Source organism: Pseudomonas sp. AO-1 (assembly GCF_019775695.1).
GTDB classification, from domain to species: Bacteria; Pseudomonadota; Gammaproteobacteria; order Pseudomonadales; family Pseudomonadaceae; genus Aquipseudomonas; species Aquipseudomonas parakoreensis.
This window is the reverse complement of the sequence record NZ_CP079947.1, coordinates 4,747,527-4,760,374: the sequence shown is the minus strand read 5'-3', so window position 1 is coordinate 4,760,374 and position 12,848 is coordinate 4,747,527. Positions and strand designations below refer to the sequence as shown.

Here is a 12,848-nt window from a genome sequence, read left to right as displayed (position 1 = left end):
ATGCACAGCCTCGCCCGCATCACCGTCATTACATTGGCCTTGAGCATGAGCGCATGTGCGGTGCACCGACCGGAACCGACCACCAACCTGCCACCCATCCCGCCGTCACAACCGAGCCCGACCCCGTCGACCTCACCAACACCCGGAAAAAGCATCCCGGCCAAACCGTCCAAACCGGTGCCACGCACCTCGGCCAGCTTCGCCCCGCCACCGGGCGGCAACAGCCACTGGGATCAGAAGCTTGGGGTCTACGTCCTCGACGACCAGCCCAACACCTTCTACCGCCAGCGCACCTACTTCCGCTGGAACAACGGCTGGACCCGCTCAGTCAGCCCCAACGGCCCTTGGGAAGACACCGACATCCACGGCGTGCCGCCGGGGTTGAGCAAACAGTTCGGGCAGTGATGAGCACGCGGCGATCTTTGGATCGCCGTTTGTTTGTCTGGTGTTCCAAAACGAGTATTCAGAGCCTCGCACGGTAGGCGCTTAGCGCCTGAACTGACTCGACCAATCTCTGGCGCCGCAAAAGGTCAAGGAACGGCTCGATCTCCATTGGCGGAAATTTCAGTTGTTGGCGCTGTCGTTGCGCCGCAGCGATAACAGCTGCCGGATCAAGGTGAAACAGGTTCTCGACAAACTCATCTGGGTGTTGGGCCTCGACGCCATAGGGGGCGAGGCAGGTATCGGGAAAATCTTTCAGGTTGAATGTCACGATCACCCCAGCGCCGCAGCGTATGGCTGCAGCCAATACATGGCGGTCGTTGGGATCGGGCAGGGAAAGTCCGGTGATCAGCGCTTCATAGTCACAGACACAGGCATCGGGTATCGCACGATCCATAAGCTCGGACGTGCGATCCAGTTGCTCCATCGTCAGATCGGTTCGGTTCTTCAATAAATTGCGTTTCCATTCGCCGTGAATCTCCTGGGTCCATCGGGCTCGAAATCGCCCCGAAAGCGCGAGCCACATCAGCAAGTCTCTAAGCGGGGCGGGGTACAAAACACATGCATCGTATACAGCGGTGAAAGGGAATGCCTCACTCGTATCCTGTCCTTAAAGCCTGTGCCTGCTCCGCGAGAAGCGCCATTGCCTGCTCGCTGGCGGTATCGCGCCGGGTTTTATAGTCCATCAAATCGGCGAAACGCACACGTCGGTGCTTGCCGGTTTTGTGGTAGGACAACTCGCCGCTTTCCAGCAGTTTTATCAGGTGCGGGCGTGAGACATTGAGCAGGTCGGCGGCTTCCTGAGTGGTCAGCTCGGCATGCACCGGTACGACTTTGACCGCGTTACCCTCGGCCAGCGCCGCCAGAATATCCATCAGCAGTTGTAATGCCGAGGTTGGCAGCTCGACCTGATGCGCCTGGTTCTGTTCGTCGAAAATCTGGATGTGCTGTGTTTCGAATTGGGTCGCCAGGTAGGCGGCGAGCGCGCGTTTGCCTTCGATGGCGGCTTTGACTTCGCGCTCCACCGGGAGGTTGAGAGAGGGGTGGAGGACAATCGACATAATGGATTCCAGCATTCTGAATAAGATGCCGGAACGTTATTCGAATTAAACGAAAATCGCAATAAACGAAACAAAAGCCGGTTCAGTTCAGGTGTGTCAGCAAGTTTTCCATGTACTCCACAAACGCCCGCGCCTTCGCACTGACCATCCGCCCCGTGGGAAATACTGCCCACAAGTCCTGATCCGGCAATGCCCAATCACTCATCACCGCCCTGACCGCGCCGCGTGCCAGCTCCGGGGCGAACATCCATTGCGAGGCAATCGCCAGGCCCTGATCCGCCAGCACGGCTGCGCGCAAACCCTCGGCGGCGCTGACGCGCAGGCGGCCGGTCAAGGTTTGCGTCTGCTGTTCGCGGCCTTTGGTGAAGGTCCAGGTGGCGCCGCCGCTGAGGTTGTAGACAATGCCTTGATGCTGATCCAGATCGGTCGGGCAGCACGGCTCACCGTGGCGGGCGAAGTAGGCCGGGCTGCCGAGCACCACGCGGCGGCAGTCGGCGATTTTGCGCGCGGTGAGGCTGGAGTCACTGAGCGGGCCCATGCGCAGGGCGACGTCGATGCCTTCTTCGACCAGATTGATGTTGCGGTCATCGAGCATCAGGTCGATGTTCAGGTGCGGATGCCGATCGAGAAACGCCCCCAGTTGCGGCACCACATGCAGGCGTCCGAAAGTCACCGCAGCGCTGATGCGCAGGTTGCCGCGCAAACCGCCGGCGCTGCCACGGGCGGCGTTATCGGCTTCGTTGGCTTCATCGATGGCGCGTCTTGCTCGCTCGAAAAACGCCAGGCCGGCTTCGGTCGGCGTCAGGCCACGGGTCGAGCGCAGCAACAGGCTGACCGCCAGGCGCTTTTCCAGCTGAGCGATGGTTTTCGACACGGCGGGCTGGCCGATATTCAGGCGTCGCGCGGCGGCGGAAAACGAGCCGGTTTCGACGACGCAGACAAAGGTTTCCATGGCGGCGAGGCGGTCCATCTCAGGTCCTTGTGCAATCTTCAAGCATTCAGAGGAGCCCTGTGGGAGCGAGCTTGCTCGCGAATACGGTCTGACATCCAGCGGATGGGTTGACTGATCCGGCGCCTTCGCGAGCAAGCTCGCTCCCACAGGGGGACGTTGTGTCTTTAGTACTCGGTTTTTGCCGAGCGAGCTGCAGATGACTCAAGCCGTCGCCAATGAACCACGTTGCGAAGCACTCAAAAACCGCACCAGCGCCAGCAGCGGGAAGGCGCTGCCGACAATCACGATCCACAACCAGCCGCCATGTTCATACACGGCACTGGCGACCGACGAGCCGAAGGCGCCGCCGATGAAGATGCTGGTCATGTACAGCGCATTCAGGCGACCACGGCTTTTGGCGTCCAGCGAGTAGACCGCGCGCTGGCCGAGAACCATGTTCATCTGCACGCAGAAGTCCAGTACCACACCGGTCACGGCCAGGCCGATGACGCTGTAGGCCGGGTGGATGAAGGCGGGCAAGAAGCTCAGGCTGGCGAACAGCATGGCCAGCAGCGAGGCGATGCGGGTGTGGCCGGCGTCCGCCAGGCGTCCGCTGATCGGCGCGGCGATGGCACCGATGGCGCCGACCAGGGCGAAGATCGCGATCTCGCTCTGCGACAGGCCATGGTTACGCGCCAGCTCCAACGGCACGGCGGTCCAGAACAGGCTGAAGGTGGCGAACATGCAACCCTGATAAAACGCCCGCTGGCGCAGCACCGGTTGCTGGCGCAGCAATGTCCACAATGAGCCGATCAGTTGGCCGTATGTGGCGCTGTGATCCGGTTGACGCTTGGGCACGGTCAGCGCCAGCACCACGCTGATCGCTGCCATCAACGCCGCAGCAATCATGAACATCGCGCGCCAGCCGAAATGGTCAGCCACCACGCTCGACACCGGTCGCGCCAGCAGAATGCCCAACAGCAAGCCACCCATGATCCCGCCGACCACCCGACCCCGGGACTCTTCCGGCGCCAGATGCGCGGCCAGCGGAATCAGGATCTGCACCGACACCGAACTGAAACCCACCAGCAGCGAGATCAGCAAGAACACATTCGGCTGACTGGTGAACGCCGCGCCGAGCAGGCTGGCAATGGCCACCACGGTGGTGATGATCATCAGTCGGCGGTTTTCCAGCAGGTCGCCCAGCGGCACCAGGAAAAACAGACCCAGCGCATAACCGATCTGTGTCAGCGAGACGATGAAGCTGGCCATGGTGTCAGAGAGGCCGATGTCCGGTGCGATCAGACCAATGATCGGTTGCGCGTAGTAGATGTTGGCGACGATGGCACCGCAGCAAAAGGCGAACAGCAGCACCATGCCTCGGGTCATTGCGTGAGTTGTAGCGTTCATAAGGTTTCTCGATCCAGCGAAAGGGAATGCGGTGAGGCTAAGGGACGCACCGACGTGGCGGTAGAAGCCTTGTATCGATATCAGTTATTCCGTTGCGGAATGATTGGCTTCAAGCGCGGTGTCGTCCATCGGCGAACCTTGCGTCCGGCCGGAGAGCGTCGATGATACATTCACTTACATCTTCTTCGATAGCGTGCTTATGTTTACCGCTGCTGTTCAACTGTTTACCAACGGAGGATTGCCATGTTGCGTCGGCTGCTGCGTCACACCACTACGATTGTTCTGATCGGTCTGCTTGGCGCCAGCGCAGTACAGGCTGCGGATGCCCCGGGGATGCGGATCGGCGTACGCGGCGAGATCACCGGAGTCAGCGCTGACTCGTTGAAAGTCCACGTCAACAGCGGCGAGAACGTGGTGATTCAATTGACCGCTGACACCAAAGTGCGCGCCGTCACCCTGGCCAATATCGAGGACATCAAGCCCGGCAGCTACATCGGCTCGGCGGCCATGCCGCAGGAGGACGGCACGCTCAAGGCGCTGGAAGTGCACGTATTCCCGCCGGAACTGGCCGGCAGCGGCGACGGCCATCGGCCGTTCGACTTGGCCAAGGGCAGCAGCATGACCAATGGCAGCGTCGGTGATCTGGTGGTGAGCAATGGCCGGGTGCTGACCGTCAACTACAAGGGCGGGCAGCAGAAGATTCTGGTGCCGGAGGATGTGCCGATCGTCAACCTGATGCCAGGGGATCGGAGTTTGCTCAAGGTTGGGGTGAAGATCGTGACGTTCGTCACGCAAGACGCGGACGGCACGCTGACCGCCCAATCGATTTCCGCTGGCAAGGATGGCGTCACTCCCCCGATGTAACTGCAGGAGCTGCCGAAGGCTGCGATCTTTTGATCTTGGTTTTTAAAATCAAAGTCAAAAGATCGCAGCCTGCGGCAGCTCCTACAGGGTTTCGCCACAAAAAAGGCGACCTGTTGAGGTCGCCTTTTTCATGTCCGCCAAATCTTACTGGCTGTAGATCTGATCAAAGATCCCGCCATCATTGAAGTGGGTCTTCTGCACCGAACGCCAGTCGCCGAAGGTCTTCTCAACCGACAGGAAGTCGACTTTCGGGAAACGATCGGTGTACTTCGCCAGCACTGCCGGGTCCCGTGGACGCAGGTAGTTGGCGGCAGCAATTTCCTGACCTTCCGGCGACCACAGATATTTCAGGTATTCATCGGCGGCGGCGCGGGTGCCTTTTTTGTCGACCACTTTGTCGACCACCGACACCGGTGGTTCGGCTTCGGCGGAGACGCTCGGGTAGATCACTTCAAACTGATCGCGACCGAATTCGCGTGCGATCATTTCGGCTTCGTTCTCGAAGGTCACCAGCACGTCGCCGATCTGGTTGGTCATGAACGTGGTGGTCGCGGCGCGGCCACCGGTGTCGAGCACTGGCGCTTGCTTGAACAGTTTACCGACGAAGTCTTTGGCCTTGTTCTCGTCACCACCATTCTTCAGCACGTAGCCCCAGGCCGAGAGGTAGGTGTAGCGACCGTTGCCCGAAGTTTTCGGGTTCGGCACGATCACCTGCACGCCGTCCTTGAGCAGGTCCGGCCAGTCTTTCAGGGCTTTCGGGTTGCCTTTACGGACGATGAACACGGTGGCTGAGGTGAACGGCGCGCTGTTGTTCGGCAGGCGAGTGACCCAGTTGTCCGGCACCAGTTTGCCGTTGTCGGCGAGGGCGTTGATGTCGGTTGCCATATTCATGGTGATGACGTCAGCCGGCAGCCCATCGATCACCGAGCGCGCCTGCTTGCTCGAACCGCCGAAGGACATTTGCACGGTGATGTTTTCGTTGTGCTCGGCCTGCCAGTGTTTCTGGAACGCAGTGTTGTAGTCCTTGTAGAAATCGCGCATCACGTCATAGGAGACATTGAGCAGGGTCGGTGCGGCTTGAACCACGCTGCCAAAGGCAAGACCGGCGGCGAGAAGTGAGGCGCCAAAGAGTTTTTTCACTGCGCATTCCTTGTTGTTTATATGTAGGAGCTGCCGAAGGCTGCGATCTTTTGATCCTGATCTTTTAAAAGCAAGATCAAAAGATCGCAGCCTGCGGCAGCTCCTACAGGGGGTGATGTTTAATTGCCACTGACTATAACGGGGCACGCATAGTCGTTTAAAGATTAAAAAGCTCTGTGCTTATTCCACTTTCTTGAACAGCTGACTGCCACACCGCGAGCAAAACGCCGCGCTGTGTTCATGGCTGCTTTTCTTGCACACCGGGCAGTCGTGTTGCAGCTGTTCGCCGCGCATGGCGTTGGCCAGTTCCGCTGTGAAAATCCCGGTGGGCACGGCGATGATCGAGTAACCGGTGATCATCACCAGCGAGGAAATCACCTGGCCCAGCGGAGTCTTGGGCACGATGTCGCCGAAGCCTACCGTGGTCAACGTCACGATAGCCCAATAGATGCCTTTGGGGATGCTGGTGAAGCCGTGTTCCGGGCCTTCGATCACGTACATCAGGGTGCCGAACACCGTCACCAGCGTGCAGACGCTGACCAGGAACACCACGATCTTCTGCTTGCTGCCGCGCAGCGCCGACATCAAATAGTTGGCTTGCTTGAGGTATGGGCTGAGCTTGAGTACGCGGAAGATCCGCAGCATCCGAATGATCCGGATGATCAGCAGGTACTGCGCATCGCTGTAATACAGCGCGAGGATCCCCGGCACGATCGCCAGCAGATCCACCAGTCCGTAGAAACTGAAGGCGTAGCGCAACGGTTTCGGTGAGCAATACAGGCGCAGGATGTATTCACCGAGAAAAATGACCGTGAAACCCCACTCGATGTAGGCCAGCACATCGGCGTAGTTCTGGTGAATGCTGTCGATGCTGTCGAGCATCACCACCACCAGGCTGGCGAGGATGATCAACAGCAGGGTGCCGTCAAAGCGCCGCCCGGCGAGGGTGTCGCTCTGGAAAATCATCACGTAAAGCCGTTCACGCCAACTGTTGCTGCTGTCCATGGATAACGCCTGAATTGAAGATCAGCGCAGCCTAGGTTGATTGTCCCCCTGTGCGCAAGGCGTGGCGTCGACGGCCGCTTTGCCGAGCATCTGGATCCCGGCACGGATCAGCCAGCCGGCGAGTATGAACGGCGCGGTCAGCGTCGCCAGACCAAGGGCGGCGAACAGCGGCGTGACCAGCAGCGCAAGGACGATGCCCAGCAGCGGCAGCCACGGTTGTTGACGCTGTGAACTGAAGGCGAGGGCGGCGAGCACCGCGTTGTAACTGCCCAGTCCCAGCAACGCTGCAGCGGTTTCGTGGTGTAGCAGGCTGGAGGCGAGACCGATGGCCGACGCCAGCACTGCCCAGCAGAACGCCCGGCGATCAGCGATCAACAGACCGATGCCGATCAACGCGCCGGCCAGCGGATGACCGAGGAACATCACCTGACCCAGTCCACGCAGTTCAGCGGCGAGCAGGTTCAGCGAGGTCATCTCGATGTGAGTCATCGGCGCAGACGGTTCGGCGAACAACAGTAACACCCAGCTCATTGCTACAAACGGTGAGGTGTAGGCCGGTATCGATCGGCTGCGGTACACGTGTTTGAGCCATTGCTGAGTGACCATCGCACTGAGGCCACCGGCCGCCAGAATCAGCGGCGGCAGCATCGGCGACCACGGGAAATACAGGCTGAGCACCAAGCCAAGCAGCACGCCGTTGTAACTGAACAATCCGGCCTGACGATCCGCCTTGGCATAGTTGCGTCGCTGTGCGGTGAGCAGGCCGGCGACTGCACCGAGCAGCGCGCCGGCAAACAGCACCGGCGCAGTGAGCAGGATCGCCAGCAGGCACAACAGGCCGCACAGCGGATGGCGCTGGAGGAATATCTGACTGAAACCGTTGAGCAAAGCCTCGGCCCAGTCGGGGCAGTGGGTGTTGAAATGATTGGCAGGCATGTTGAAAAAAATCTGGGCAGTTGGAAAATCAAAAGGTCTTGCCAATAACTGTGGCGAGGGAGCTTGCTCCCGCTGGGTCGCGTAGCGGCCCCAACATGGGTTAATGCGGTTCTTCTGTGAAAACCGTCATGCCCTAAAAGCGACGACTGCTGCGCAGCCGAGCGGGAGCAAGCTCCCTCGCCACAGGTTTTGTGTCGCTAGTCAGATCAGCGTTTCGATCCGCAGTGAGTTGGTCGATCCTGGCTGCCCGAACGGCACACCGGCGGTGATCAGCAACGTATCGCCACGCTCGGCCATGCCTTGCGCCTGGGCGATTTCCAGCGCGGTCGAACACACCTCATCGACCTGACGCAGGCGATCGTTGACCACCGAATGAATCCCCCACGCCACGCTCAAGCGCCGCGCGGTCTGCAGGTTCGGCGTCAGGTTGAGGATCGGCGCTTTCGGTCGTTCCCGTGCCGCGCGCAACGTCGAAGCGCCCGATTCGCTGTAGTTGACCAGCACCGCCACCGGCAGCACGTTGCTGATGCGGCGGATCGCGCAACTGATCGCATCGGACACCGTCGCCTCGGCTTTCGGTCGGCTGACGTCGAGTTGAGTCTGATAGTCCGGACCGTTTTCCACCTGACGGATGATCTTGCTCATCATCTGCACCGCTTCCAGCGGGTATTCACCGGAGGCGGTTTCGGCCGACAGCATCACCGCATCCGCGCCTTCAGCCACAGCATTCGCCACGTCAGTGACTTCGGCGCGGGTCGGGGCCGGGGAGAAACGCATCGATTCGAGCATCTGCGTCGCCACCACCACCGGTTTACCCAGTTCGCGGCAGGTGCTGATGATGTTTTTCTGGATCTGCGGCACGCTTTCCGCCGGAACTTCGACGCCGAGATCGCCGCGAGCGACCATGATCGCGTCACTCAATTCGGCGATTTCGCGCAGTTGTTCAACCGCTGACGGCTTCTCGATTTTCGCCATCAGAAAGGCCTTGTCACCGATCAGCTCGCGGGCTTCGAGAATGTCTTGCGGGCGTTGCACGAACGACAGCGCCACCCAGTCCACCCCCAGCTCCAGGCCGAAGCTCAGGTCGCGGCGATCCTTGGCCGTCAGTGGGCTGAGGTCGAGCACCGCTTGCGGCACGTTCACGCCTTTGCGGTCCGACAGTTCGCCGCCATTGAGCACGGTAGTGTCGATCGCGTCGGAGTATTTGCTGACCACGCGCAGGCGCAGTTTGCCGTCATCCAGCAGCAGATCCATGCCCGCTTCGAGCGCGGCGATGATCTCCGGGTGCGGCAGGTTCACGCGGCGTTCATCGCCCGGGGTCGCGTCCAGATCGAGGCGGAAGGCCTGACCGCGATGCAGCTGCACCTTGCCGTCGGCGAACTTGCCGACGCGCAGTTTCGGCCCCTGCAAGTCCATCAGGATCCCCAGCGGATAGTTGAGCTGGCGCTCGACCTCGCGGATCCACTGATAGCGCTTGGCGTGGTCGGCGTGATCGCCGTGGCTGAAGTTCAGGCGGAAGATGTTGACCCCGGCCTCGACCAGCTCACGGATGTCTTCGATGCCATCGACGGCAGGTCCGAGGGTGGCGAGGATTTTTACCTTTTTGTCAGGCGTCATGATTTGCAGTTCTCAAGGATCAGGATGGCGCGGAAGTCGTTGACGTTGGTGCGGGTCGGCTCGGTGACGATCAGCGCATCGAGCGCCTCGAAGTAGCCGTAACCGTTGTTGTTATCCAGCTCGTCGCTGGCGCTCAATCCGAGGGCGGCGGCGCGGGCGTAGCTGTCCGGGGTCATGATTGCGCCGGCGTTGTCTTCCGAGCCGTCGATGCCGTCGGTGTCGCCGGCCAGCGCGTAGACGCCGGGCTGGCCCTTGAGGCTGTCAGTGAGGCTCAAGAGGAATTCGGCGTTGCGTCCGCCGCGACCATTGCCGCGTACGGTCACCGTGGTTTCACCGCCGGAGAGAATCACGCAAGGCGCAGCCAGTGGCTGCCCATGGTTGATGATCTGTCGGGCGATGCCGGCGTGGACCTTCGCCACCTCGCGGGATTCGCCTTCCAGGTCGCCAAGGATCAGCGTGCTGAAACCGGCCTGACGACATTTCACCGCCGCCGCATCCAGTGATTGCTGCGGGCGCGCGATCAACTGGAAATGACTGCGGGCCAGGCTCGGGTCTCCGGGTTTGACGGTTTCCGATTCCGCGCTTTGCAGCCAAGTACGCACGGACGCCGGGACTTCGATGCCGTAGCGCTTGAGGATCGCCAGCGCTTCGGCCGAGGTGCTCGGGTCGGCCACGGTCGGGCCCGAGGCGATGACCGTGGCGAGGTCGCCCGGTACATCGGAAATCGCGTAGGTATACACAGTGGCAGGCCAGCAGGCCTTACCGAGGCGGCCGCCCTTGATCGCCGAGAGGTGCTTGCGCACGCAGTTCATTTCGCCGATGGTCGCGCCGGATTTGAGCAGGGCTTTGTTGATCGACTGCTTGTCCGCCAGGGTGATGCCTTCAGCCGGCAGGGCGAGCAGGGCAGAGCCGCCACCAGAGAGCAGGAAGATCACGCGATCGTCTTCGCTCAGGTTGCTGACCAGTTCCAGCACGCGTTTGGCCACGGCCAGGCCGGCAGCGTCCGGTACCGGGTGCGCGGCTTCGACCACTTCGATTTTTTCGCACGGGGCGCCGTGACCGTAACGGGTCACTACCAGACCGGATACTTCACCCTGCCAGCAGCGCTCGACCACCTGGGCCATGGCGGCTGCGGCCTTGCCGGCGCCGATGACGATCACCCGACCCGTGCGATCGGCAGGCAGATGGGCTTCGAGGACTTGGTTCGGATGGGCCGCGTCGATGGCTGTGGCAAACAGCTCACGCAGCAGTTGTTGCGGATCGACCGACATGGCGGGCTCCCGGAATTCTTGTTATTGGGATGGAACGACAACGGTGCAGCGACGCGATCCTTGTGGGAGCTGGCTTGCCAGCGATTCAGGCGCCGCGGTCATTCAGGCAGACCGAGTCGATGCCATCGCGGGCAAGCCCGCTCCCACAGGGAGCGAGCCAGAAGCGCAGATTACTTCTTGTCGCGAATCGAGAAGTTGGCCATGTGTTCCAGACCCTTGATCAGCGCCGAGTGGTCCCAGTTGCTGCCACCGATGGCCGCGCAGGTGCTGAACACTTGCTGGGCGTTGGCGGTGTTCGGCAGGTTGATGTTCAGTTCCTTGGCGCCTTGCAGGGCCAGGTTCAGGTCTTTCTGGTGCAGGCTGATGCGGAAGCCCGGGTCGAAGGTGCCTTTGATCATGCGCTCGCCGTGCACTTCGAGAATCTTCGACGAAGCGAAACCGCCCATCAGCGCTTCACGCACCTTGGCTGGATCAGCACCGTTTTTCGAGGCGAACAGCAGGGCTTCAGCGACAGCCTGAATGTTCAGCGCGACGATGATCTGGTTCGCCACTTTGGCGGTCTGACCGTCGCCATTGCCACCGACCAGGGTGATGTTCTTGCCCATGGCTTGGAACAGCGGCAGCGCGCGTTCGAAGGCATCGGCATCGCCACCGACCATGATGCTCAGAGTCGCGGCCTTGGCGCCGACTTCACCGCCGGATACCGGGGCGTCGAGGTACTGCGCGCCTTTTTCGTTGATCTTCGCGGCGAAGGCCTTGGTGGCGGTCGGCGAGATAGAGCTCATGTCGATCACCACTTTGCCTTTGCCGATACCGGCAGCCACGCCGTCGGCGCGGAACAGCACGTCGTCGACCTGTGGGGTATCCGGCACCATGACGATGATGAATTCAGCTTCCTGCGCCACTTCGCGCGGGTTGGCCAGGGCGACGGCGCCAGCGGCCACCAGATCGGCCGGAGCGGCGTCGTGGTGCGCCGACAGGAACAGGCTGTGACCGGCTTTCTGCAGGTTCGAAGCCATTGGGTGGCCCATGATGCCGGTGCCGATAAATCCGATTTTAGCCATGAGAAAATCCTCTTGTTTTTGTGTAGCTCCCAACACCGGGTTGGTGAGCTTTTGTGGCGAGGGGATTCATCCCCGATGGGCAGCGAAGCTGCCCCAGCTTTTAGCGCGAATCAGTTCCAATCCCGGGTGCAGGTTTTACGACTGCTGCGCAGCCGGTCGGGGATAAATCCCCTCACCACAGGGGATCTGGTTTCAAATACAGATCCATGTTGAAAACTCGGACTCAGATCGCGTTGTGCGATTTCAGCCAGCCCAGACCGGCCTCAGTGGTGGTCAGCGGCTTGTACTCGCAGCCGACCCAGCCCTGATAACCGATGCGATCCAGGTGTTCGAACAGGAAGCGGTAGTTGATCTCGCCAGTGCCCGGCTCGTTGCGCCCCGGGTTGTCCGCGAGCTGCACATGGTTGATCTCGGCCAGGTGCGATTGCAGGGTACGGGCCAGATCGCCTTCCATGATTTGCATGTGATAGATGTCGTACTGCAGGAACAGGTTGGCGCTGCCAACTTGCTCGCGAATCGACAGGGCTTGCGCCGTGTTGTTCAGGTAAAAGCCCGGGATGTCGCGGGTGTTGATCGCTTCCATCACCAGTTTGATACCCGCCGCCTGCAGCTTGTCGGCGGCGTACTTGAGGTTGGCGACGAAGGTCTTTTCCACAGTGGCATCGTCGACGCCTTGCGGGCGGATACCGGCCAGGCAGTTGACCTGGGTGTTGCCCAGCACTTGCGCGTAGGCAATCGCCAGATCGACCCCGGCGCGGAACTCTTCAACGCGATCCGGCAGGCAGGCGATACCGCGCTCGCCCTTGGCCCAGTCACCGGCCGGCAGGTTGAACAGCACTTGGGTCAGCCCGTTGGCCTCGAGCTTTGCCTTGATTTCGGCAGAGCTGAAGTCGTACGGGAACAGGTATTCCACACCACTGAAACCGGCCTTGGCGGCGGCGTCGAAACGGGCAAGGAAATCCTGTTCGGTGAACAGCATGGACAGGTTGGCTGCGAAACGCGGCATGGTGGTCTCCTGTTGCGAATTAATGATGATGGCCCTGTGTAGGAGCTGCCGCAGGCTGCGATCTTTTGATCCTGATCCTGAAAAACCAAGATCAAAAGATCG

Annotated in this window: 13 protein-coding genes; 2 read left to right on the top strand and 11 right to left on the bottom strand. The window is 60.8% G+C overall.

What is annotated here, in order from left to right; genetic code table 11:
- Positions 1 to 405: a hypothetical protein gene (locus KVQ82_RS21580; protein WP_222015772.1), complete on the top strand. Its 405-nt coding sequence runs from the start codon at positions 1 to 3 to the stop codon at positions 403 to 405.
- A 58-nt stretch (positions 406 to 463) separates the two neighbouring features.
- Here KVQ82_RS21580 and KVQ82_RS21575 read toward each other — a convergent pair whose 3' ends face one another.
- From KVQ82_RS21575 to KVQ82_RS21560, 4 genes are all read right to left on the bottom strand, one after another.
- A complete protein-coding gene (locus tag KVQ82_RS21575; protein ID WP_222015771.1) occupies positions 464 to 997 on the bottom strand; it encodes a PIN domain-containing protein in 534 nt (177 codons plus the stop codon).
- A gap of 37 nt (positions 998 to 1,034) precedes the next feature.
- Positions 1,035 to 1,502, bottom strand: a complete 468-nt coding sequence (locus KVQ82_RS21570) for a helix-turn-helix domain-containing protein (RefSeq protein WP_047599956.1) — start codon at positions 1,500 to 1,502, stop codon at positions 1,035 to 1,037.
- Between the two features lie 82 nt (positions 1,503 to 1,584).
- Positions 1,585 to 2,472 carry a LysR family transcriptional regulator gene (locus KVQ82_RS21565; protein WP_222015768.1) on the bottom strand — a complete coding sequence of 296 codons (888 nt, stop codon included), beginning with the start codon at positions 2,470 to 2,472 and terminating at the stop codon, positions 1,585 to 1,587.
- A 183-nt stretch (positions 2,473 to 2,655) separates the two neighbouring features.
- A complete protein-coding gene (locus tag KVQ82_RS21560; RefSeq protein WP_047292599.1) occupies positions 2,656 to 3,843 on the bottom strand; it encodes an MFS transporter in 1,188 nt (395 codons plus the stop codon).
- 243 nt (positions 3,844 to 4,086) lie between these two features.
- Between KVQ82_RS21560 and KVQ82_RS21555 the strand changes: the two genes are divergently transcribed.
- Positions 4,087 to 4,707, top strand: a complete 621-nt coding sequence (locus KVQ82_RS21555; RefSeq protein WP_198759596.1) for a DUF5666 domain-containing protein — start codon at positions 4,087 to 4,089, stop codon at positions 4,705 to 4,707.
- Positions 4,708 to 4,851: 144 nt separating this feature from the next.
- On the opposite strand, the gene KVQ82_RS21550 is transcribed toward KVQ82_RS21555, so the two are convergent.
- The 7 genes from KVQ82_RS21550 to hyi form a co-directional block, all read right to left on the bottom strand.
- Entirely contained in the window at positions 4,852 to 5,847 is a 996-nt protein-coding gene (locus KVQ82_RS21550; RefSeq protein ID WP_222015766.1) for a sulfate ABC transporter substrate-binding protein, read from the bottom strand.
- A gap of 180 nt (positions 5,848 to 6,027) precedes the next feature.
- Positions 6,028 to 6,852, bottom strand: a complete 825-nt coding sequence (locus tag KVQ82_RS21545; protein ID WP_086791480.1) for an ion transporter — start codon at positions 6,850 to 6,852, stop codon at positions 6,028 to 6,030.
- Positions 6,853 to 6,873: 21 nt separating this feature from the next.
- Positions 6,874 to 7,788, bottom strand: a complete 915-nt coding sequence (locus KVQ82_RS21540; protein WP_198760332.1) for an urea transporter — start codon at positions 7,786 to 7,788, stop codon at positions 6,874 to 6,876.
- Between the two features lie 201 nt (positions 7,789 to 7,989).
- Positions 7,990 to 9,405, bottom strand: coding sequence for a pyruvate kinase (gene pyk / locus KVQ82_RS21535; RefSeq protein WP_007961656.1), 1,416 nt, complete (start codon positions 9,403 to 9,405; stop codon positions 7,990 to 7,992).
- On the bottom strand, positions 9,402 to 10,676 hold the full coding sequence (locus tag KVQ82_RS21530; protein WP_222015764.1) for a glycerate kinase: 1,275 nt from the start codon (positions 10,674 to 10,676) through the stop codon (positions 9,402 to 9,404). Before KVQ82_RS21530 ends, pyk begins: the two co-directional genes overlap by 4 nt.
- Before the next feature lie 170 nt (positions 10,677 to 10,846).
- On the bottom strand, positions 10,847 to 11,740 hold the full coding sequence (locus KVQ82_RS21525) for a 2-hydroxy-3-oxopropionate reductase (protein WP_047292610.1): 894 nt from the start codon (positions 11,738 to 11,740) through the stop codon (positions 10,847 to 10,849).
- Positions 11,741 to 11,963: 223 nt separating this feature from the next.
- Complete coding sequence (hyi, locus tag KVQ82_RS21520) at positions 11,964 to 12,746, bottom strand: hydroxypyruvate isomerase (protein ID WP_198760333.1); 783 nt, start codon at positions 12,744 to 12,746, stop codon at positions 11,964 to 11,966.
- Positions 12,747 to 12,848: the final 102 nt, after the last annotated feature.